Origin of the sequence: Gluconobacter japonicus (genome assembly GCF_002723975.1) — a bacterium.
Taxonomy (GTDB): Bacteria; Pseudomonadota; Alphaproteobacteria; order Acetobacterales; family Acetobacteraceae; genus Gluconobacter; species Gluconobacter japonicus.
Genome location: NZ_BEWO01000018.1, coordinates 26,353 through 47,318 on the forward strand (window position 1 = coordinate 26,353; position 20,966 = coordinate 47,318).

25 protein-coding genes are annotated in these 20,966 nt (G+C 62.8%); 2 read left to right on the forward strand and 23 right to left on the reverse strand.

The window, feature by feature from the left end:
• Positions 1-5: 5 nt before the first annotated feature.
• The 5 genes from GJA01_RS11550 to GJA01_RS11570 all read right to left on the reverse strand — a co-directional run bounded on the left by GJA01_RS11550 (position 6) and on the right by GJA01_RS11570 (position 3,139).
• A complete protein-coding gene (locus GJA01_RS11550) occupies positions 6-977 on the reverse strand; it encodes a DUF3991 and toprim domain-containing protein (RefSeq protein ID WP_062022326.1) in 972 nt (323 codons plus the stop codon).
• Positions 978-1,389: 412 nt separating this feature from the next.
• Entirely contained in the window at positions 1,390-1,656 is a 267-nt protein-coding gene (locus GJA01_RS11555; protein WP_062022255.1) for a hypothetical protein, read from the reverse strand.
• Positions 1,653-2,486 (reverse strand): DNA/RNA non-specific endonuclease, encoded by an 834-nt coding sequence (locus GJA01_RS11560; RefSeq protein WP_062022259.1) that lies wholly within the window; start codon positions 2,484-2,486, stop codon positions 1,653-1,655. The genes GJA01_RS11555 and GJA01_RS11560 overlap by 4 nt, the downstream gene beginning before the upstream one ends.
• Positions 2,487-2,560: 74 nt before the next feature.
• A complete protein-coding gene (locus GJA01_RS11565) occupies positions 2,561-2,806 on the reverse strand; it encodes a hypothetical protein (RefSeq protein ID WP_062022263.1) in 246 nt (81 codons plus the stop codon).
• 93 nt (positions 2,807-2,899) lie between these two features.
• A complete protein-coding gene (locus GJA01_RS11570) occupies positions 2,900-3,139 on the reverse strand; it encodes a hypothetical protein (RefSeq protein ID WP_062022268.1) in 240 nt (79 codons plus the stop codon).
• A gap of 281 nt (positions 3,140-3,420) precedes the next feature.
• On the opposite strand from GJA01_RS11570, the gene GJA01_RS11575 reads away from it, so the two are divergent.
• A complete protein-coding gene (locus GJA01_RS11575; protein ID WP_062022270.1) occupies positions 3,421-3,939 on the forward strand; it encodes a hypothetical protein in 519 nt (172 codons plus the stop codon).
• Here the strand turns inward: GJA01_RS11575 and GJA01_RS11580 are convergent.
• The 16 genes from GJA01_RS11580 to GJA01_RS11650 all read right to left on the reverse strand — a co-directional run bounded on the left by GJA01_RS11580 (position 3,921) and on the right by GJA01_RS11650 (position 18,294).
• Entirely contained in the window at positions 3,921-4,442 is a 522-nt protein-coding gene (locus tag GJA01_RS11580; protein ID WP_253783169.1) for a hypothetical protein, read from the reverse strand. The genes GJA01_RS11575 and GJA01_RS11580 overlap by 19 nt on opposite strands.
• 8 nt (positions 4,443-4,450) lie before the next feature.
• Complete coding sequence (locus GJA01_RS11585) at positions 4,451-4,678, reverse strand: hypothetical protein (RefSeq protein WP_062022274.1); 228 nt, start codon at positions 4,676-4,678, stop codon at positions 4,451-4,453.
• A gap of 34 nt (positions 4,679-4,712) precedes the next feature.
• On the reverse strand, positions 4,713-5,168 hold the full coding sequence (locus GJA01_RS11590; protein ID WP_062022277.1) for a DUF3085 domain-containing protein: 456 nt from the start codon (positions 5,166-5,168) through the stop codon (positions 4,713-4,715).
• Positions 5,169-5,244: 76 nt separating this feature from the next.
• Positions 5,245-5,421, reverse strand: coding sequence for a hypothetical protein (locus GJA01_RS15290; RefSeq protein WP_156470272.1), 177 nt, complete (start codon positions 5,419-5,421; stop codon positions 5,245-5,247).
• 255 nt (positions 5,422-5,676) lie between these two features.
• Positions 5,677-6,051: a hypothetical protein gene (locus GJA01_RS11595; protein ID WP_062022280.1), complete on the reverse strand. Its 375-nt coding sequence runs from the start codon at positions 6,049-6,051 to the stop codon at positions 5,677-5,679.
• 69 nt (positions 6,052-6,120) lie between these two features.
• The gene (locus GJA01_RS11600) at positions 6,121-6,735 is read right to left on the reverse strand and encodes a hypothetical protein (RefSeq protein ID WP_062022283.1); all 615 of its coding nucleotides are present in this window, start codon (positions 6,733-6,735) and stop codon (positions 6,121-6,123) included.
• 192 nt (positions 6,736-6,927) lie between these two features.
• Positions 6,928-7,473 carry a hypothetical protein gene (locus GJA01_RS15295; RefSeq protein WP_156470273.1) on the reverse strand — a complete coding sequence of 182 codons (546 nt, stop codon included), beginning with the start codon at positions 7,471-7,473 and terminating at the stop codon, positions 6,928-6,930.
• Positions 7,474-8,031: 558 nt separating this feature from the next.
• Positions 8,032-8,355, reverse strand: coding sequence for a type II toxin-antitoxin system PemK/MazF family toxin (locus GJA01_RS11610; protein ID WP_062022288.1), 324 nt, complete (start codon positions 8,353-8,355; stop codon positions 8,032-8,034).
• Complete coding sequence (locus tag GJA01_RS11615; RefSeq protein WP_062022290.1) at positions 8,352-8,570, reverse strand: antitoxin MazE family protein; 219 nt, start codon at positions 8,568-8,570, stop codon at positions 8,352-8,354. Before GJA01_RS11615 ends, GJA01_RS11610 begins: the two co-directional genes overlap by 4 nt.
• Before the next feature lie 268 nt (positions 8,571-8,838).
• Positions 8,839-10,701 carry a ParB N-terminal domain-containing protein gene (locus GJA01_RS11620; RefSeq protein ID WP_062022293.1) on the reverse strand — a complete coding sequence of 621 codons (1,863 nt, stop codon included), beginning with the start codon at positions 10,699-10,701 and terminating at the stop codon, positions 8,839-8,841.
• A gap of 55 nt (positions 10,702-10,756) precedes the next feature.
• Entirely contained in the window at positions 10,757-11,182 is a 426-nt protein-coding gene (locus tag GJA01_RS11625; RefSeq protein ID WP_062022296.1) for a hypothetical protein, read from the reverse strand.
• Positions 11,183-11,371: 189 nt separating this feature from the next.
• A complete protein-coding gene (locus tag GJA01_RS11630) occupies positions 11,372-11,680 on the reverse strand; it encodes a DUF5983 family protein (RefSeq protein WP_062022299.1) in 309 nt (102 codons plus the stop codon).
• The gene (locus GJA01_RS11635; protein WP_062022302.1) at positions 11,677-12,018 is read right to left on the reverse strand and encodes a hypothetical protein; all 342 of its coding nucleotides are present in this window, start codon (positions 12,016-12,018) and stop codon (positions 11,677-11,679) included. The genes GJA01_RS11630 and GJA01_RS11635 overlap by 4 nt, the downstream gene beginning before the upstream one ends.
• The gene (locus GJA01_RS11640) at positions 12,015-12,764 is read right to left on the reverse strand and encodes a hypothetical protein (RefSeq protein WP_231875848.1); all 750 of its coding nucleotides are present in this window, start codon (positions 12,762-12,764) and stop codon (positions 12,015-12,017) included. Before GJA01_RS11640 ends, GJA01_RS11635 begins: the two co-directional genes overlap by 4 nt.
• Positions 12,765-12,784: 20 nt before the next feature.
• Positions 12,785-17,926 (reverse strand): DEAD/DEAH box helicase family protein, encoded by a 5,142-nt coding sequence (locus tag GJA01_RS11645; protein ID WP_062502935.1) that lies wholly within the window; start codon positions 17,924-17,926, stop codon positions 12,785-12,787.
• Between the two features lie 113 nt (positions 17,927-18,039).
• Positions 18,040-18,294: a hypothetical protein gene (locus GJA01_RS11650; RefSeq protein WP_231875849.1), complete on the reverse strand. Its 255-nt coding sequence runs from the start codon at positions 18,292-18,294 to the stop codon at positions 18,040-18,042.
• A 370-nt stretch (positions 18,295-18,664) separates the two neighbouring features.
• On the opposite strand from GJA01_RS11650, the gene GJA01_RS11655 reads away from it, so the two are divergent.
• Positions 18,665-19,177, forward strand: coding sequence for a MucR family transcriptional regulator (locus tag GJA01_RS11655; protein WP_062502936.1), 513 nt, complete (start codon positions 18,665-18,667; stop codon positions 19,175-19,177).
• 2 nt (positions 19,178-19,179) lie between these two features.
• On the opposite strand, the gene GJA01_RS11660 is transcribed toward GJA01_RS11655, so the two are convergent.
• Both GJA01_RS11660 and GJA01_RS11665 read right to left on the reverse strand, forming a co-directional pair.
• Positions 19,180-20,151, reverse strand: a complete 972-nt coding sequence (locus tag GJA01_RS11660) for a phosphoadenosine phosphosulfate reductase domain-containing protein (protein ID WP_172794451.1) — start codon at positions 20,149-20,151, stop codon at positions 19,180-19,182.
• The gene (locus GJA01_RS11665) at positions 20,148-20,525 is read right to left on the reverse strand and encodes a hypothetical protein (RefSeq protein WP_062022321.1); all 378 of its coding nucleotides are present in this window, start codon (positions 20,523-20,525) and stop codon (positions 20,148-20,150) included. Before GJA01_RS11665 ends, GJA01_RS11660 begins: the two co-directional genes overlap by 4 nt.
• Positions 20,526-20,966 lie beyond the last annotated feature (441 nt).

The window sequence follows — 20,966 nt, forward strand, 5'->3', positions numbered from 1 at the left end:
TCTCCTCAGGCGGCGCGGGCGGCGGCCACAACAGTCTTCAGGGCGTCGTTGAAATCTTTGCAGCCACCGTGGGGAATACGGCGGATCACGCGGACACCGGCTTCGCGGCCCAGCTCTGCAAGGCGCGCGGCATAGCGGTTGCCGGCGTCATCATTATCGGTTGCGGCCACCAGAACGGCAGCCCGATCTTTTGCCATTTCAGCCAGCTCGGCCGTGAGGGCTTCGACCGTCTCCGGCCCCATGCCACCTGCGGTCGAGCAGTACAGGGTTTCGCGCGTGCGCTCGCTGTCGAGGGCGGCGTAGGACAGAGCATCAATGGCGGACTCACTCACCACCAGCCGACGGACCGTGCGGCCAAGGCCGGGCTGGAACCGGAAAAGCGTTTTGACCGTACCCGACAGACAGATGCCCTTGGTGTCCGGACCACGCAGTTCCGCGCCACAGATGGCTCCCACGGCATCCCGGTGGCAGAACCAGGCGGCGTGATAACCGTCCCGAATGCAGCCGGTCATAATGGCCCGACGCAGAACCCATTCCGGAAGGCAGCGCTCCTCGGTGAGATACGCCCAGACCTTCGTGCCGGATTTGAGCTCCTTCTTGCCCTGCCAGCGCTCAGCCGGGGCAACGTCTGGCGTTTTGGCATGACGCTCGCGGACATACTCTACCCCCTTTGGTTCAATACCTACCAGTTGACCCAGCTCCCGACAGGCATCGCGAAACTTCAGACCGGGCGTCAGGTGCTGGATCAGGGAGAACACATCCCCCTTTTCGTCCGATCCCGTATCCCACCAGCCACGGCCTTCATGGTTGACGATGATTGTCTCGCCCTTTCCCGCACGGTATTTCAGAGCGTTCCGCGTGCTTTCGGGCTTGTCGAGAAGATAGCCATGGCGCTCAAGCAGCAGAGCACAGGAGACGCCTTTGACAATGTCGGTCCGGTCGTCATCAGACAGTCTGAACGGCTCAAAGCGTGCCATGATCGTCATCCTTTCTCGCTTCGGGGCGGCGCCACGGTCAGAACCGGCCTCAACGCCCCTGTGATCTGGGTTTAATTTAGGAAAAATCCGCAAGTATTGCAAGGCAAAACGGCGATTTACTGCGGTTTTCATCGGGTTTTATTTGTCGTGACTTGCCCATATACAAACATCATCGCCACACACTTAACGAATACTTAAACAAGCCTTTCGTTCGACCCGTGCCGGAGGCAAAAGGGGCGAAAGCAAGCGCAGCGACGCCTTTCGTCCCGACACTGCCAGGTCCGTCACAAACGCAGCGCAGGACACGATGCCTTCTCAGGGGACCCGGCTGCACGGAGCAACCGAAGGGCGCGGAGGAAGCTGGGGTGGAAGGTCGTCTTGTCCGGAGTGAGGCTTGTGGCACTCCACACCTTCAGGCACAGTCCCGGTCCGCAAAAGGATTTGGAATCACCCTGTCCTCTCGAGCAACGCGCGCACGATCCGGAAGATGGGCCGATCCTTCGAGCTCGCGCGCAATGGCGTCGATCTGAGCCTTCAGGGCCTGAATATCCTGCAGGCCGATCCGGTCCCTTCGAATTTCGAGGCGTCCGTACAGGGCGATCCGCTCAGTGCCGTTCTCAATCGTCAGGTCATCGATCCGAACACTTTCGCCTGCGTCCAGGAAAGGAATAAAACTCATGGTGTGGTCTCCAGCACAGGGCTTCCGGAAGCAGGCCGGATGCGAACAGCATAAGGACTTTTAAGGGGACGAGGCAGCTGCATGGCCGTCTGACGGATCTCATCAGGCAGGGATGGAAAGGGGTTTACCCCCGTCGCCTGGGTCAACGCGCCGATGCTGATGATCGTACAGGTTGGTTGGCTGCTATTTTGACAGAAATACGCGCCTGCTTCGTCCTCCGCGGGATCGTAAACAGCCTTCCAGGTCGCAGAGGGCACAAAAACCCGATGCGATCCGATGGTCTTGACCGACGCTCCAAATGCCGGTCCGGTCACGACGTAAAGCTCGCCTTCGCGCTGTGCGAGGCGACGCACCGCCATTTCCACGCCCGTCCAGATGCCTTCATTCAGTTCCGGGGTCTGGGGAACAACATTGGCGAGCGAAAAACTCTGCTCCTGCGCCTGAAGACTGGGTTCATCCCCCGAACAGGCCATATGGCCTCGGTCATAATCCGACGCGCGGTAGTCGCTCAGCTCGGCCCGGTCCTCAAAGGTCAGACGGGGATCGGCATGAAAGAACCGGACGACCCGGCCGATCTGCATGCTGCGTTCCAGGTCTTCCTCGGTCAGATGTTCTGCCGTCCACAGGGGGCCATGACTGATGCCCGAATGCAGGACAGCAAAGGCGTCATTGCACAGAAGCACGGCCTGCTGCCCAAGCGCCTCGTTGGTCAGAACCGGAAGCTGGCCGTCGCCGCCAAACTCGGCACACCCGGCCGGTGCCGCCTGACTTGCGGTGGCCCAGAACAGGGCGCTCAGGGCAAGCCCCGCTCTATGGTGTCGCATCGCCATTCCCTTTCCTCCCGGATGCCTGTGGTGTGCATGCCAGGATGACACGGCCTGTTGTGAGTGAAGGATCAGGGCTGTCAACGGGAGACACCCAGCAGCGTGCGTTGTGCCGAACGATGGGCTGCACTGGCGTCACGGCGCAGTGCGGCGCGTAACGCCGCGCCAAGACGGACGTCATTCGCGTCGTCAGCCAGAAGATCCGCTTCCGCGTAAAAACGCCGTGCGCGGCCAATGGTCTGGCCTGCGGAGACGGCGCGGTGAAAGACAGGCGCCTCAAGCGCGGGAAGAAAACTGGACGAAGCTGTGAGGGTCTGGACCTGCACGATGCGGTTCCTTTCTTGTATTTTTTTGCCGGATGCGGGCCGCGCTGCGGCCCTGATGTCAGTTGAGGAAGGAGAGGATCAGCGGGCCTGATCTCAGTCTTCCGTCCCAGGCAGGGAAGCGCGCTTGACGGCACGACCGTCGCTCGCAAGGCATCGCTTTCCGTCGTGCATGTAGTGGTTGCGGCGAACCTTTCGATACACGGCTCCCAGCTCTGCCCCAGCCATGCGAAAAGCTTCTCCAAGTTCAAGATCTGCAAAGAGAACCGTGTCCGGCCCAAAAATCTCTGCCTTTTTACGGGCTGCTGTCAGATCTGTTTTCCTGCGTTTGGACATGCTCTGCCTCTCTCGGTTTATTTCGTTCCCGATCGGCAGCCTCGTGGGGCGGGCGGCGTGGCAAGGGCGGCGCTGTGCGCCGGGAGCGGAGCGACGCACCCTTGCTGCGACGCCTGCCCCATGAGAGCCCCTTCCCTCCCTCCTTTTTCTCTTTCCCGCGCGTCTCTTTTCTGCCCTCAGAGGTTTCCGTGAGGGCCGAATGAGGCCCGTATCTCATTGTTTTTGTTGACTTTTATCTGTGGCGCGCTTTACGCTTGCCGCACAACGACAGGAGGACACCGATGAGTGCACAGACAGATCAGATCGCCACGGTGATCCGCTTTCCCCAGGAACGGCGTCGTGCGCCGACCCTGGACGCGCTCACCGACGCAATCCTGCCCGAGACGCAGTTGCGGTCGCTTGCTGAAACCCGCGACGTGACGCCGCCCCGACAGGTTGAGCGCCTCCGTGCGTTCGGACGCGAGAGGGCGCGACAGATTTTCGGAGCCACGCCGTTGCCCGACACGCGGGAGGGTCGTCAGCGCATGGCGTCTGACTGGCTGACGCTTCTGGTCGGTCGGGCACTGGCCCGGGTTTCCGACGCACGGTCCCTCACGGAACAGGCAGAGCGGCGCGAGATCGAAGATCCGCAACGCGACGGCATCTATGACGATCTTGCGCAGGCGCTACGCGCCGAGATCGTCGCCTGGGAGACGGCCCAGAATATTCTGGGCGGATGGGAGGTCGTCCACGGACTGATCGACGATCCGGACTCCTGCGCCGTCACGGAGAACGCAACGTGTCAGAGCAGACCCATCTGAACAGGCTGCTGCCGGGACAGGGTCGCAGACAACGCGGGAGCCAGTGAGATGCGGCCTGCATGATCGGCCGGCACGCCGTGACGGTCGATCAGCCTGCGCAACAGCGCCTGTTCGCCTCGGACAGTCTCCTGCCGCAGTTCGGTGCGGTACAGGTCCAGCACCTGATGCTCGACCAGAAGAGCCGCGATCCGGCTTTCCACGTCTGACCAGGTCCAGGCGGGATCGCCGATCCCGCCACGCGCGATGATCTGATCGAGGAAGGCGAGACGCCCCTGCGTCGAGCTGAAATACCGGCCCGCAAAGCCGTTCCGGTTAAAGCAGGCGATAAACCCCCACATCTGGCTGACGCGCTGGTACAGCGCCTTGCTGAACCCCTCCTCCGGCAATCCTTTCGCAACAAAGGCGAGGATTGCATTGGCCAGTTTCGCTTTGTCCTGCGCTGAGCTCCACTGGGTGGCCGTCAGGCCCTCGGCCTCAATGCGGACGCGCCGCAGGTGTGGCAACAGCAGGCTCATGCGTAAGCCTCCCGCGCGAGCGCGGACAGAGCCTCCGCGACAGCGCCGGCAAGATCGGGCCGCTGCGCGATCAGCCAGCCTGTCAGCGCGCTGCGATCCGCCGCGTCAACAAGGGAGACGACGCGGTCGACATCGCAGCGTCTCAGCTGCTCCACGCTGTCAGCGGCCACCGCCACGGCCGAGGCCCAGATCTGCTCGTGGGGAACAGGCATAAGATCGGACATTCTTTCACTCCTGAAGGATTGCAAGGAAGGCCAGTCAGGCCAGAATTTCGAGGGTTTCAGGCGTAATGTTCAGCCGCAGTGTGTCACCGGACACCTTGCTGAGGGCCCGTCGTACAAGCGCAGCTTCCAGGAACTCGCATCCGTCATCCCCGCCAAAAGCCTGTCGCTTGACGTCATGAGCCCTGCCCGCGTTCTGTGCCGGGTCAGCCTCGCGCGCATACGCGCACAGGTTGGGCTTCTGACCGTCATCGGACGGCAGAAGGGGAAGCCCGTTCGACATCATGTAGATCCCGTGATCTCCAACCAGCCACAGACCCGCAGGGATCTTGGCGGGATCAATGTCTTCCGGACGGCCCCATTCGCGCGCGCCATGCCCAGGCTTGCGCAGGCTCTTGTCAAAGAGCTGCGTCAGCGTGGCACGTCGTTCCGACGCAACCTCGGCATGGGCAAGAAGGCGCGCGATCAGCGTGCGGTCGAAGGTGACGATCATGGGATATTTCCTGGGATCAGAAATGGAAAAACCCCGCACGATGGCGGGGCGTGGATGCGTTCGGAAACGTGAAGACTCAGCCGCGGGGGTGAGCGCTGTGCGATGCCGAGGCGAGATAGTGATGGGGCACCGGTCCCGGCAGAAAGCTCGGCAGGCACGTAAACGCGAAGACCAGGACGAGAAAACCGAAGGCCCCACCGGCCAGTCCGGCAACGTCCTTGATGTCCTGAAGGGTCTGCTGGGAAATCTGCATGAAAGGTCACTCCTGTTGCCGTCATCTCTTTTCTCTGATGACCTCTCCGGCACAGGCACAGGCTGTCTGCGCTGGCACAGGCGCCGCGCAGCGGCGGGATCTCCACGACCCGGAGCCCGTCAGGGCGAGGACGCGTGGAGACCCACCCTTTGCCAGCGCAGACAGCCTGTGCTGCCCCTCTCTCCTTCTGCTTTTTTCCCTCTTTCCTCTTCCTACTCTCCTCCTTCCTCAGCTTGAGCGGGTGTCGACCGATGTTCAATTGTGTCCATTTTGGCGCCCGGATTTCTCCTGCCCGGCCTCATCCACCAGCTGATAGGCCGTCAGGGTCAGGTGGCCCGTCCAGCGATGCCTCAGGACGATCATGGGAACACCCTCGACCGTGCCATGCTCCCCGCGGCGGCTCGCCTCGGCGATCTGGGCGCGCGTGACGCGTGGCGGCTGCGTCCGTGTTCGGAAATCCGTCTCCGCCGCCTGTCGGTCCGAATAGGGGCCGTGCCAGTGCTGGGCGGCCTCTTTCGGCCAGAACGACGTTACACGCAGATAGACGCGCCCATCCGGCGCAATGCCAAGATGAACCTTGCGACGTTCCAGAAGACAGGTCTCAATCTGGAGAAGGTTTTCATCGACCATGGAAAACTCGCTCTTTTTTAAACTGCAGGATCTGGCAGGGGAGGCATTATCCGCTCCCCTGCATTGGCCTCAGGCGGCCAGATGCTCGGCCATTGAGGACGCAGTCAGGACGGCGGCGGCCAGGGCAGGATGCTGGTGGGCGCGATAGCGCGACACCAGAGCGTCCCGGGTCTCGCAGCCCAAAGCGGTCGCAGGTGCGCCAATGGTGTCGAGAATGGCCGCGACTTCCGCGGCCCATCCCTTGAAACCGAGATGGCCGTCGTCAGACAGGCGTTCGGCCTCGGTGAGCGAAGCTTCGCGCGGCTGTGCACCGTCCATGCGGAATGGCGTGTACCGTCTTCCCCATGAGGCCACACCTGCCATGCCGTCGTGGGGAACCGGGTCTGCAACCGTGGTTTCCAGCCATTCAGATGTGCCAAGTGCTTCTGAATCATAAGCTGCGTCGAAACCGCGCGGCTTGCGGCTGCCACGATTGACAGTGACCATGATCTTGAACGACTTGCCGGGGTGCTGCAGCGCAGTGTCGCGGCCAAAGCTCAGAATGAGCGGCTTGAGGCCATCTACCGACTTCGCCTCGACGATGCGGCGCTCACCAAGCTGGGACATGAGCGCCATCGTGGTGCTGGTAAAATAGCCCTCACGTTTTGCGGTGGCAGGCGTAGCACTGAGCGTAAAGAAAGCCATGTCGGTCTCCGGATATGACAAAGGCCGCCTCGCGGCGGCCTGGAAGAACTGTGACGAAACGAGGTGGGGTCAGAAGACGTATTCGGCGCTGCCGAAGACTTCCTGCCAGGGGCTCCGGCTCGTGGAGTGACAATCGGACACCGGATCATAAGACCCCGATCTGAACTGCTTTCGGATGCTGTCGACAGTCTTCTACGCGGCATCATCCAGCGGATTGTCGCAGTTGACCGATACGGACCCGTAAGAGGATTTGCGCACACGGAACGTGTGCTTTGGCAGCGCAGCTTTCAGCAGACGGCGGATGTTCTTTCCTGCCAGCACGCCGCTCTGGTCCGACCCCTGCTCCAGATGGGCGTATTCGGGATCGGTGCGCAGACGCTCGATTTCAGCCGCATGGGCCGCCGCAGCCTGATCTTTCCGCGCCTGTTTTTCAGCACGGCATGCTTCGGCATGAGCGTGCAGCTGCGCAATTTCCTCCGGGCCAGCCTTGGGCTCGTCGTGGAAGATGGTCCACTGCACGCCGTGCAGAATGCTCTCGGGCAGCTTCTTGCTGATACTTCCGCAGGCAAAGACGATATCAAAGCTGGCACTGCCTCCCGCCGCGATGAAGCCACCAGCAAGGCGTCTGATTGTCTCTGGGCGAGGCGTGCCATGGACCGCAGACACGACACCCCGGCCTCTGTTGTACAGGATGGTGCTGACGCGGGTGCCTACGGTGACAGTCGGGTGTTCGGACATGCTGATCTCCTTCTCTTCATGTCTCTTCAACTGTCCTCGCCGGGGTCAGGGCCTGACTGGCGGGGCAAGGGCGACGCGTCAGCGGCGGTCCCGCAGGCGTCAGCCGAGGACACCACCCCTTGCGGCGACAGACAGGCTCTGGCACCCGCCCCTCTCTCCTCCTTCTTTCTCTTTTCTCTTCGCTTCTCGCCCTCGCGCGGGCAGGCTCTTCCCCTGTGAACCCAGGCACCGTCTCACTGCACGAAAAAGGGCGGAGCCATGCTGACTCCGCCCTTGAAAATCGTAACCGGTTCGTCCAAGTTCAGAGGTGAGCCGTGAGGGGCTTCGCAAAAAACACCTCACGGCCCGGTTTACCTTAAGTGATTTACTCGGAGAGGCTCTTCAGTGCGGTGGCAACCGCCTGAAGGGTCTTCTTCGTTTTACGAAGGATCTTCGTAAACCACTTACGGTCCACCACGATCACGAAGATCATGGTTTCCCCTTTCACTCTGACGACTGTGGGCAGACATCCAATCCCCTTTTGTGCCAGATCAGACGTCACATGCCATTCTACGTGCTTCAGGCCAGACCTAAAAAGAGGGCCAAAGCGCGATTTACGGAGAGCATGACCGTATCGCTGGCGATCCCGAAGGTTGGACCGATCTTGTCGCGGGAGACAGTGCTGGGCTTGTCGATCATCACCTGAGACGTCTTGCGCAGCCCGTTTCGCTCGTCCGGTGTTACCGACAGGCGGAGCAAGGGCGCGTCTATGAGCGTGCTGGTGACAGGGAGTACGGTCACAGAGGCCGTCGTTTCGAAGCGGTCAGCCTGGACGATTAGCGCGGGACGGGGTTTTCCCAGATCACCCTGGAGAGCAACGGTAACGAAGTCTCCCCGGTTCATGCATCCCATCCGTCAAGATCGCTGGCCGCGCTTTCAACGAAGGACATCAGCGCGGGATCGTGCCGTTCTGCCTCCGCCACGAGACGCGCCTGGCGCTGGCATTCTGCATCAAAACCAGGTGTGCGCGTATCGGGTACCCAGATCTGGACGGGGCGCAGACCGGCCTTCCGAAGGGTGTCGCGACGCTTTTGAACGCGGGTAGCAACAGGGGTCATGGCTTTTTCTCCTCCTGTTACATGTAACAGAAAAAAATTCTGATTTCTACTGAAAAGCGCTCGGGCTGCTCCTCCTCCTACTATGCGTTGTAGGGTTCCCGAAGTCTGAGCGCGCAGGCGCGCGCCTCAACGCTCCGGAACGGGATCAATACTGAGAACCTCGAAAAATAGTCCGCCATGTGGGCTCTTTCTTCTGTCTGCTTACAAAAAAGGCGGCGCTCTTCTGAGTGCCGCCTGATGTCAGGTCTATCCTCGGCCGCGTGTTGCCTCAGACCCGAAGGATCTCCAGCCGGCCTCCCATGGCGGCCTGCATGGCCACGAGTTCCTGCGGCACCACGAGGTCCGGTTTTTCCGCAGGCTCGACCTCTGTGACGTCCGGCTCGCGAGCGTCTGCTCCGCCCTCCTCGTCCATCACGTTTTCCAGATCCTCTGGATCAGCGCACTCCAGGCCGTCTTCATCCTCGGCTTCCAGATCGTCTTTCAGGGCGGCCCACTTCGCGCGGCGGGCCTGCCTGTTTCGAACCTCTTCGGTCCAGACGCCAATTGCCTGCGCAAAGCCTGCGGCCTCCGGAACCCAGTGCCCGTCTCCCACGGCGTTCAGCAAAGCGGCCCGCATCTCCTTGCCTGTGTTGAGTGGTGCAAGCCCATGCGCCTGAACCGCCCTGGTGATCCCGGGCTTGCTGTAGGTCTTCAGGAAGTCCTCATCGGCCATGTTCGGCATGTGGGTATCCGCGTCGAACAGACAGCCCAGCAGTTCCGCTGCCATGCCGGAGCCGGAGTGCATGCTGACCTCGCAGTTCATGAAGCCTCCGAGGCTTTCCAGCGCGTGGCGGCGGATGAGCGCTTCATCACGCACCAGTTCGCCTTCCGGAAACAGCTCTTCCATGGCGGTCTTCACCGCGTTCTCCTGAGGCGAACTGCTTTCGCAGCCGTAAATATGGACGTTGTTGGCATTCAAAGCGAGCAGCAGGCCGGCCACCAGATCCCATGGATCCGCATCTTCGCTTTTCGCCTGCAGGGCCTTCTTCAGCGCGAGAGTCCGCACGGAGCCGATCATCTTCAGACCCGTGCCGGAGATGTCAGCGCGCTCCTTCTTTGGGGGTGGCGTCTGCTCCACCACACGCGGTTCGGAGCGGACGGTTTCCTCACCTACGAAGCGGAATTTCCGCTCTTCAACTTTCAGGGTATTCCGATTGAGCCAGTAGCCGACGACATCCGTCTGCTGCTCTCCCATCCAGCTATTGACGAAGTTATAGCCGTGAGGCCGCAGAGGGGACCCGTACTCGTCCGTCTCGATCGCAAGTGTGCCTTCAGGGCGATGCTCGGCGATCCAGTCTTCCTGCGCGGCCCGAAACGCCGTGGCATCCGTGACGTAGCGATTGTCCTCACCGCCCTGCCCGAACAGATCTTCGGTCCAGACGACGCCATGCTTTTGCGCCAGCGCATCGTCAAACCGGGCATCACGCGCATACCAGTCATCCTGACGCAGGTGCCAGGTGAAGTCGCGCCAGTTCACGGTATCATCCGGATCCTTGGCGTTAAGACGATACCCGGCCGGGTCCTCTCCCTCCTCCACGCTCTCGGCGAACATCTCAGCCCAGGCCGCAGCCTGCTCTTCGAGAGACGACAGGGCCAGAGTCCGACGCTCTTTCAGGTCCGGGCCGCGGCCAATCTCGATGGCGTGCAGGATCGGCGGATGCAGCCTGGCCAGCAGAGACAGGCCCTTGAGGTAGGCTGGTGTCACCATGAGGGCCACGCAAAGCTGCTCATCCGTATAGCCAAGTTCCTCGCGCATCCGGGTTACGGCACGCCACTGGTCCGGCTCGGTCATGCCTTCGCGGATCATGTTCTCGCTGGCCGCCGCAAGATCCTCAAGACCGTTGTCGACCTTCGTGACATGGACCTGAATTTCCGTCAGACCCGCATAGATCGCCGCTTCCGTGCGTCGATGGCCCGCGATGATCATCAGGCTGCCGTCCCCCAGCTCGCGCACGCGCGGCGGATGGACAAGCCCGACTGCGCGGATATTCAGCGCCAGCTGGCGAATGCTCGCCTGACCGGGCTTCGTCTGCCGGGGATTGTTCGGGTTCGCGATCAGGGTGTTGGGATCGACAAGGCGCAGTTCGTCCATGATGGGCTCCAGTGATGTCGTAAGGGTGTTGAAAAGGTGTCGTGGGGGGGAGAAGTCAGGCGGTCAGGCTGTGCGCGAGGTGGGAGACCACACGCTCGATATGTTCGACCTCCAGCTGTCGCGTTTCCAGCGTCAGCGTGGCCGAGCCGTAAGACCCGTCTTCATCGGTGTCGTAATCGGCCTGCACGCGGCGGATAACGGTTTCGACGCAGTGCCAGACCACAAGGTCAAAGCTGTTCGGAAACAGAGGGGCAATCGTCTGGTCAGGTCCAAGCGCTGCAACGGCCTTCTCAAGGGACAGGTCTTCGAACAGATCCGGACTCTCGTCCGCTGTCACATGAAGCGTTGTCCACCAGCCTTCTTTGGCCTCGTACTCAACTTTGACTGTTTTCACGCCATGCGCCTGCATCGCGTCAAAAATCAGCGTCAGGTTTGCTCTGAGCGCCACTTCGGCCGCGGGTTGTCCTGTCGGGTATGACACGCCTCTCTCCTTTTTTCTGTCGTGCTGATCTCGGCGTGGGCACGGGGCGCGGCTTCGCGCAAGGCCGCGCGTCAGCGCGCCCGGCCTGAGCCTTGCGCGGAGCCGCGACCTGTGGCGGCTCCCTCTCTCTTTTCCGTTTGTTTTCCTGCCCCCTTTTCTTCTTCCTGAGGCAGGCAAGGCGGTGGCGGTTCAGTCGTAAAAAGGCAGTGTCTCGTCGATCGACCCGTCCCGATCGAAGTGGATGTAGTGGCAGTCCTGCTTTCGCGCCTGAACCATCAGGGCGGCCAGTTCGGGAGACACGTCCTGCGGGACGTCCTCCGCCTCGGTGGGAACATAGATCATCCAGCCATAGGGCCCGCCAAGACAGCTTCGTCCTGCTGTGCCCCCGCTGCTGAGATAGAGCTCGCACGCGTCGCGCTCTGCGACTGGAAGATGCCCGGTACTGAGGTCCAGGTGCCGGCAGACGAGGCCTGCGGTTGACGGTTTGGTCTTGCTCATACCTGCCCCTCGGGTCTGACAATGAACGACGTCAGACAACTGCCCCCGGTCCAGCGATCCATGGTCAGCATCATCTCGGCACCCTCAAGCGTTTGCGCAATGGTACCATTCAGGCGGCCCCGCCGTAGATCCTCCGGGGTAATTACGGGCGGCGCGTGGCGGTCCACGAAATCGGCTTCCGCGCAAGCCGCATCCTTGTATGGCCCATGCCAGTCGTTTCGATTGACGGGATATGCGTCCACGGTGCGCAGCAGAGCTTCGCCGTTCGGATAGGTGAAAATCTCCACATTCAGGCCGCACAGGACTTTGGAAGTGGTGGTCTGGTCCGTCTGGCTCATGCTGCGCACTCCGCCAGTGGGATCAGGCCTTTCATGATGGCGTGTCGCTCATGACACGGTCCATGGACTGTTGCCCGGTTATAAACAGGCGCGTCGTCCAGATTGGAGTATGCCAGAAAGATGGCCGCATCCTTCGGGTCACGCAGCAGGTTCAGCCAGGACCACACCGGGGTTTCGCCTGTCATCTCCGGGGCCTTGATGGCGGACAGCTCGTCCACACGCTTCTGGAGCCACGCTGAAACCGGCCCCTTGCGGAGCGCAAATTTTCCCGTGCAGGTTATGCCCCGATCAAGAAGCGCCTGCGCGCTCACAGCGCCCCGCAGAACAGTCCGGCACTTGCGAATGTAGGTTTCTGCCTGCGTCTCGCTGACACCGGAGAAGCGCATCCCGCCACCTTCACAGGATGCGGCGTACTGCACGACTTCGCGCATGATCTCCCAGTTCTGTCCCGCCCCAATCAGGGACCAGCTTCTCGCGCGGAGCGAGCCCCGCCCCTCATAGACATTATTATCGCCACCCAGTTCCATCAGCAGGTACTGATCGGCATAAAAACTGCTATCCGCGACATGAGGGCGCAGGGTCGCTGCCGGAAGTCGCACGGCAGCGAGGTCATAGACGATACGATAGGACATGCTCTCTTCCTCTGGTCTCTCTTTCAACCTCTCCGCGGATGCAGGGGCTGCCCGGTGCGGCAAGGCCGCGCGCCAGCGCGCCCGGCCTGAGCCTTGCCGCACCGGGCGGGCCATGCCCGCCCCTTCTCCTCTCCCTATGCTGCCGTCTCTTCTTCCTCTTCTTTTCCTCCATTGTCGTTGACCGTCAGGCTCTCCATCGCGGCCAGAGCCTCGGCAGCCTCAGCCTCCCGCCGCGCTGTATCCTCGGCCAGATCCGCCTCAAGGCAGGCCATTTCTTCCTCCTTCTCCTCCAGAAGTGCCGCCTCGCGGAACGGCATCCCGTCACGGGCGCGGTAGCCGGGCAGCTTGCGCTCCGTTTCAGCGACCACACGCTGCGCATCCGCAAGCTCGCTGTCGAACCGCAGCAGGGTGTTCTCGATGCGGGCGATGAACCCGAGCGGGGCGGTGTCGTGATCAAAATCGATCCCGATCATCCGGTCCTCGGCCACGATGGCGATGGTCGCCTCCCATTCGGTCTCACCCATGAAGGTCGAGCTCCAGGTCTCACACACCAGCTCGAACCCGCCGATCTCGCCGAGTTTCCACCGGCCTTTCTGCCCGGCACGCTTGGCGGTGCGCGCCTGACCCATCAGCCACCTGCCGGCATCCTGCCGCTCGGTCAGCACATCCGACTTGCGCACAAGCTGGAACGCCTCCCCCCGTGTCGACTGGCGTTTCGCGATATCCGCCCGGATCTTCGGAATAACGGCTTCGGCCACCCTCTGATCACGCTCGGCCCGCTCGATCGCGCGACGCACGTTGAACTGGTCGTCGTAATGGGCGGCCTTGAGACGACGCAGACGGGCCAGCTCCGCTTCCAGTCCCGCCTTTTTCATCAGGCGCTCGTCGCCCGAGGCCAGTGCCTTCGCCATGGCAAACTGGTTCGCACTCTCGCCGATATCCTCCAGACGGCGGATCGACCGGTCTCCCGACATGGCCAGACACAGGAAGCGCTGCTTGCGCTCCAGAAGCTGCCAGTTCGTGGCATCCACCGAGCCCTTGAGGGCGTAGGCGTAAATCTGGATGACCGGGTTCTGGTTGCCCTGGCGTTCGATCCGTCCCTCACGCTGGATAATGTCGGCCACCAGCCAGGGCACATCCAGATGGTGCAGGGCAATCAGACGCTGCTGTGCGTTCACGCCCGTGCCCATTGTCGCACTCGAGCCGATCAGGATGCGTTTGCGCCCGGAATTGAGATCCCGGAACAGTCCCTGCTTGGCCGCACTCTTTTTGTAGTGCTGCATGAAGGCGATCTGCTCGCGCGGCACACCCATCCGCATCAGCTCGTCGCGGATCCACAGATAGGCCGAGAAGCCCCGTTTCTCCAGCGCCGCTTCCGTGCCCAGATCCGAGAAAACCATCTGCACGGCCCCGGGCAGATCATACGGCTTGCCGGTATCGGGATCGGTGTAGCGGTTTTCGCTCGTCGCCTTCCAGATGTCGAAGACCCTCGCGATCATGACGTTCAGCTTGTTGCCGGTGTCATTGTCCTCCCAGGATCGGACAAAGCGCAGATCAATCGCGGCGTGACGCGCATCGTTGATCACGGACAGGATGATATCCTCCCCCTTCTGCGGCTTGCCCTTGCGCTCCTCGATCACCTTGATCCGCGCTTCCAGTTCCTTCTGGTAATCGCGGAAGGCGGGTCCGCTGTCTGCGACGATGATCTGTCGGCTGCCCGTGGCGACTTCAGGCAGCTTCACATACTGGCGCAGGTCGTCCTGCTGCACGACGTCCGCAAAATGCCGGTACATGGCCATCAGATCGGCCACGTTCACGAACTCCGCAAACCGCGTCACAGGCTTGTACAGCCCGCTCGGCTGAAGCTCGAGTTCCGTGCGGGTCTCCCCGAAATTGGCGGCCCAGGCGTCGAACTCGTGCAGGCCACGCTCGATCAGGGCGTCGATCTGCTGGAAGCGCTGCACATTGTACATCTCGCCCAGAGTGTTCGTAATCGGCGAGCCCGAGGCCATCACCAGCTCGCGACCGGGGTTGAGACGGCTCAGATAGCGGGCCTTGACGTAAAGGTCCCAGGCCCGCCCGCTGCCGTTGGGATCCACCCCTTTGAGGCTGGACTGGTTCGTACCGAAGCTGAGCTTGCGGAACTGCTGCGCCTCGTCCACGAGGATCTGGTCGATGCCAATCTCGCCGAGATGCACCAGATCGTCCTTGCGGCTGGCCAGCCCCTCCAGCTTGGCCTCCATCCCTTCCTTCATGCGCTCGATGCGCTTGCGCGACACGCGATCGTCCTTGTCCACGTCGCACAGCAGGCTCTCGTAAGACGCGATCTGCGCCTCGATCATCGCCTGCTCGAACTTGGTCTCGACCGGAATGAACTTGAAGGCATCATGCGTAATGATGATCGCGTCCCACTGACCCGTGGCCGCACGGGCCAGGAAGCGCTGGCGCTTCGCCTTCACGAAGTTCGTCTCGTCCGCCACCAGAATCTTCGCGGTCGGGTAGAGCATCAGGAACTCGCGGGCCATCTGCGCCAGACAGTGTCCTGGCACCACAACCATGGCCTTCGAGATCAGGCCAAGACGGCGCTGCTCCATGATCGCCGCGCACATCGAGAAGGTTTTCCCCGAGCCCACGGCATGCGCCATGTAAGTGTTGCCCGTGGCGATGATGCGCCAGACCACCCGCTTCTGGTGGGCGCGCAGCTGGATCGTGGTGCTGGCCCCGGGCAACTGCAGATGCGAGCCGTCAAAGGCGCGGGGGACGAGGTTGTTGTAGGTGTCGTTATACAGCCGCACCAGACGCTCGGCGCGCTCTGGATCCTGCCACACCCAGGCCTGGAAGGACGTCTTGATGGCGGCGAGCTTTTCCTTGGCGGCCTCGGTCTCCTGGGCATTCAGCTGCCGGTGCTCGCCGTTCTCGTCGCGCCAGGTGTCCCAGATCTGCGGAATGGCCTGATTGAGCGCATCCTCGATCAGTTCCCCTGCGGGACGGCGTTCGGTGCCCCAGACGGACGTCGCTTCAGCCTTGCCCCGGAACGGTCCCTTGTCCAACGTCCAGGACGCCACCTCCTTGGTGTGCCACACGCCGGCTTCGACCCCGATCACCTCGGCGATGAAGCCCTCGATGTCGGCGGTTGGGATCCACGGCGCGCCCAGACGGGCCGTAATGTCACTCGGCCGCAGATCCTCGGGCTGGGCCTCTTCCAGCGCGGCCACGGTGCGGGCGAAGCGGGGATCGGTCTCAGCGGCCTTGCGGGCCTCCGCCAGCTTCGTGCGCACCGCGCCTGACAGCGCCTCGTCGGCTGGCACCCAGACATCGCGTCCGGGCTGGCTGCGTCCGGCATCGAGGTAGATGGCACTGCCCAGTTCGGCGATAACCTCGTCCTCGGACCGTCCCAGCAGTTCGGCAATGCGCGGGAGCTCCACGACACCCGTCTCATGCAGGCAGACCGCAAGGGCGTCATGGGCGCTGTGCACCTCCGGCTCCAGCGTTGCCTGGATCACACGCTCGGAGAACAGCGGCCCCTGTGTGCCGACCTGCCGGTCCTCGTCGTACTCCTCAATCGAGCTGACCAGCCAGACGTCCGGATCGTCGTAGAAGGGCTGGAGGTTCGGACGCCGCTGCGTGGTGCTCTCGTCCCCGGTCCTGGGATCAATGCGCGTGCTGGTCAGCGTCAGGTTGATCGGCCCGAACTGTCGCACAAAGGACTGATAGGCGCGCTTGAGGTCCGCCTGGAGCGCGCTGTAAGGCAGGTTCTCCACCTGGGCGCGCAGGACCGAACGGGCGGCATCGCGGACCGGGATCAGGCCTTCGATGATACGCGCGTGCTTTTGGAAAATACCGTCCTTCTGCTCGCCTTTCTTGACCTTCACCGCCACCGACTGGCCGTCAATGATCTGGTGCAGCGCGCCCTTTTCGATCAGGTAGCTGCCTTCCTTGAGGCTCGCCCCCTCCCCTGCCGTGCCGACATCCGCACGTCGGCTGTCCCGCAGCGCCTCGACGTCAAGCGTCTGCGGGACCGGGAAGCGTGCCAGTCCGGCCAGACGGGAGAGTGCGCTCGGCAGGGCGTCGTCGAGCATCAGCATCGGGTTCGCCGCGCAGGTGTATTCCGGCCCGAACTGCCCGCTCGTCCAGCCATGCCGACCCAGCACCTGCTGGCCGTTCTCCGCAAAATAGCGGTTGATGCTGAGCGGTCCCTCCCCCTCGTCGGTGTCGGACAGGTCCGCAACGTCCAGCCAGGCGGTCCCGCCCGGGCTGTCTCCGATCTCGCGACGGCGCAGGACCAGCACGTCCACGACCACGTCGGTCCCGGCATCATCGCGCATCGCGCCAGCCGGCAAGCGGACCGCCCCGACCAGGTCCGCCGTTTCGAACAGGTGCCGGCGTGCAGTGGCGTCGCGCTTGTCCATCGTCCAGCGTGACGTCACGAACAGACCCATGGCACCGGGGCGCAGGCGGGACACTGAGCGTGCGATGAAGTAGTCGTGCAGCGACAGGCCAAGCCGCCCCAGCTCGTCCGTGCCACGCACCGTGCGGTTGCTGAACGGCGGGTTGCCAATCGTGAGGTCAAACTGCTCGGCAATCTTCGCCGTGGTGAAGTCCTCAGACCGGACCCACTGGTTCGGAAACAGCTTTCGGGCGATGCGGGCCGTCAGAAGGTCGTTCTCGATCGCCGTCCAAGCCGTCTTCGGGGCAAGTTTCTCCGGGATCGCGCCCATGAACAGACCCGTGCCACAGCCCGGCTCCAGCGCACGTCCGCCACGGAACCCCATCTGCGCGACGAGATCCCACATCGCATGGACGATCAGTTCCGGCGTGTAATGGGCGTACTGCGTGGCCCGCGCCAGTCCGGCCCGCTCCTGCTGGCTCGTGAGCGTTTCAAGCTGCACCCCGATCTCTTCCCAGCCCTGACGGAAGGCTTCGCCCGGACGGGGGAACAGGCTGTTGGCCAGCTCCCCGGCTCCAAATCCCGTAAACTTCGCCAGCAAAGCCTGCTCGGACGGCGTTGCATTGCGCCCCTCGGTCTCCAGTTCGCTCACGAGACGGATGGCGGCAAGGTTGTCCCGTGCGCGCGCTTTCCAGCCCTGGGACAGGTCGCGTGTGCCACAGAGACGGAAGTCAATCTTTGGCGCCACAACCGGGGCTGCAGCGGCTTCTTTCGCGAGGGAGGCGGCCTCGTCGAGCGCACGATCTCCGGGCAGGTCGCCCCAGAACAGGGTGTTGCTGCCGCCCCCAAGGGCTGAGGTGTCGAAAAAGCTGAGCTGGGTCTTGCTCATGGGAGAAACTCCGGACAAGCGGCAGCGCCCGATGCTGCGCGGGGGCAGACCGGGGGGCCGGAAAACAAACAGGATAGGTTTGGGCGAAAGGCGTTCAGGCCTTCCGGATCAGGTCACAGCGGACCGAAGCGCAGGGAGATCTGTTCGCGCTCACTGTGGGACAGACGCGACAGGGCCTCACGGTGATAGGGCGATCCCTGACGGGCCTGGCGCGCGACCTGCCACCAGGCATTCTGGTCCGAGCAGGTCACGCCGCGCAGCTGGGTGTCAGCGTGCTCCGGGCCGCAGCCTTCGAGAATGGTCCAGCCCTCGCGGTGGGCCTGAACCAGGCTGAAACTCTGTGTGGGGGTTGGGCGTGTGAGGGCCATGACGGGCATCGTCTGCTGTCTCCTTTCTGACCCTTTCCGGCGAGCGCGGCGTCGTTCTGGGCGGCAAGGGCGACGCGTCAGCGTCGGGACCGCCCGGCCCGCAGCGCCAGCGAGGACACGGACGGACCCACCCCTTGCGGCACAGGGCGATCCCGTGGTGCCTCCCCTCCTCCCCCTTCCTTTTCTTTTCTCGTCTTTTCTTTCGTCTGCCTCTTCTGCGATGTGCGCTCTCACGATCAAAGAAACATGACCGTTTTTCGAGGCGGTTCAGGGAACCGTGAATATCTGAGGCAGTAATAGTCGTAACGACTTGCAGTCATGACCTGAAAGAGCCATGTCCAGAGCTCTTCCAGAACCTTGAGGGACATTTATGACCGACCTGATTGAGACCATTGCACACCCTCATGCCGCTCTTCTGCCACTCACCGCAGACATCGTGGCCGCCTATCTGTCGCAGAACGCGCTCTCCGCCGATCAACTGCCCGCGCTGATCCGCAGCGTGCACGACGCTCTCGCGACGCCGGCCACGCCGGAGCCTGTTGCGGAAGAAGCCCCGACCCCCGCCGTAAACCCGAAGCGCTCCGTGTTTCCGGACTACATCATCTGTCTGGAAGACGGGAAAAAGCTGAAGATGCTCCGCCGTCATCTCAAAACGGCCTACAACATGACCCCGGAGGAGTACCGGGCCCGGTGGGGCCTGCCGCGCGAGTATCCAATGGTGGCGCCCAGCTATTCCGAGAAGCGCTCGTCCCTCGCCCGCGAAATTGGCCTGGGCTCCACGACCCGCGCCTCTGCGCCGCAGGAGCCCTCCCCTGAGGAAGACACCCTTCCTCCGGTAAAGAAGCTTCCCGAGAAGCGTCGCGGCCGTCCGGCTCGCGCCTGAGACTAGAGCGGCCCTTCCCCGGTGCCGAAGGCCCCGGCCGGGAGGGTCCAGTCCTCTGTCAGAACCGTCTCTAACGGACGGTCTGCCAGGCAGGCTGCGACCAGATCGGGGCGCGACCGGGCCGCCTGATAGACCGTCCCCTCGGACGACAGCTGTTCGAGCCCCCTGTCACGTTTGATCGTGCAGCCGAAGTCCTTTTCATATCTGACCAGTTTCGCAAACCGGTTCGCATCCATCCATTTCAGGGTGGCGAACTGGTCTGCATTGCCGAAGATGCAGAACGCGCAGGACAGGCGCGAAAAGCCGCCCTGATAGGGAAAGGCGGGCATCACGCGCCAGCGCTTGAGGATGACCCAGACTTCGGCCTCGGACCAGGCGTGCACGGGCCTCCAGTGGTCGACATGCCGACGACGCCGCGTCCCGTTTCTTGTGTCAGTCCGATGGCGTTCGAAGGCCGCATAGCGCGCCCGTGCGGGGCTCTCCTCGGCACGCTCGCCTGTCACAACCAGGGTACGGCGGTTGATGAACCGGTCCTGTCCGCGCAAGGCACGGTCGGCCACATCGATCTTGAGACTGGCCGAGCACCAGCGCACGGACAGACTGGCCGAGACCTGGGGAAAGCGCAGGCGTGTACCCTCTGGCCCCTGCCCTCCTGTTCTGACGACCCCGTCAGGGGTTTCGAAGACAACCGGAGCTGTGGGCGCAGTGTCCCGCAGCATTTCGCGCTCGAAGCCGCCCTCGCGCCAAGATCGGTAGAGCGGGAGGCTGAAATCCCGCGCCAGGGCTTCGACATACGGGCCCGTGGAGGGCCAGTCCATGAGGGACCGCCCTGCCCCATCCACCTCGTGATGCCAGAGCTCGATGCGTTCGGCCGGAGCACCGGCTTCCAGCAGAGCGAGCAGACAGGCCGTGCCATCCTTGCCGCCCGACACGGCGACAATGATGCGATCATAGGAGGCGAGATCCGGGCTCATGATGTCCACCGACTGACCGGGGCGCCTGTCCGCACCGAGCGGCACATCAGAGCGTGGGCGATCGGGCGTTCCCGCAGCAGTAGCGGCTTTTCGTGGCGACCGTCCCAGGTCAGTCCCTCACAACGTGTCAGCAACCCCATCTGGACGGCCGCTTCGTCGCGACAGGCGCACACGCGCTCATTGCCACCTGAATTGCGGCGGCACGGCTCATCCGCAGGTGCACCGCAGCCCGTGCAGGCAATCGTCAGCGCCGGATCGCCATCGTCCCAGTGCATGTTGCAGCGGCGGCAGGTTGTGGGTTCCTGCGTGTCGGTCCAGCGCATCGGAGGCCGGCCACGGGGGGTTGGAACATAGGGAAACTGGTAGCGTCGCATGATGCTCGATCCATCTCTGGTTCTTCAAACATCCTTGCGACGGCCTGTCGGGCGACCGGGATGCAACAGTGCCGCGCAGCGGCAGGATCGGCGTCATCCGGACCCACGCGCAGGCGGCGCAGCCGGCGAGCATGGGGAGGACGGACGGCGACCCACCTGTTGCAGCACGGGCGACCGACAGGCAGCGGTTCTCTCATACGCCTATCCTACCTCTCCTTTTTTCTTGTATATTCTTCGTATGTCAGTGCTGGTGGGGTAAGGGGATACTTCCAGTATGCAGTGGACAGCTAATGTCTCCGCGATATTTGCGGTTGGTCTACCGTCTACCGCTCGTGAGAGAGCGGGCCAATCAGACGTCCGGGTCTACAGTCAGTCTACCACGGGCAGACACCGAAAGGTGGGGCAGGGAGCGTTCCCCACCATCCACGTTCAGAACATCGG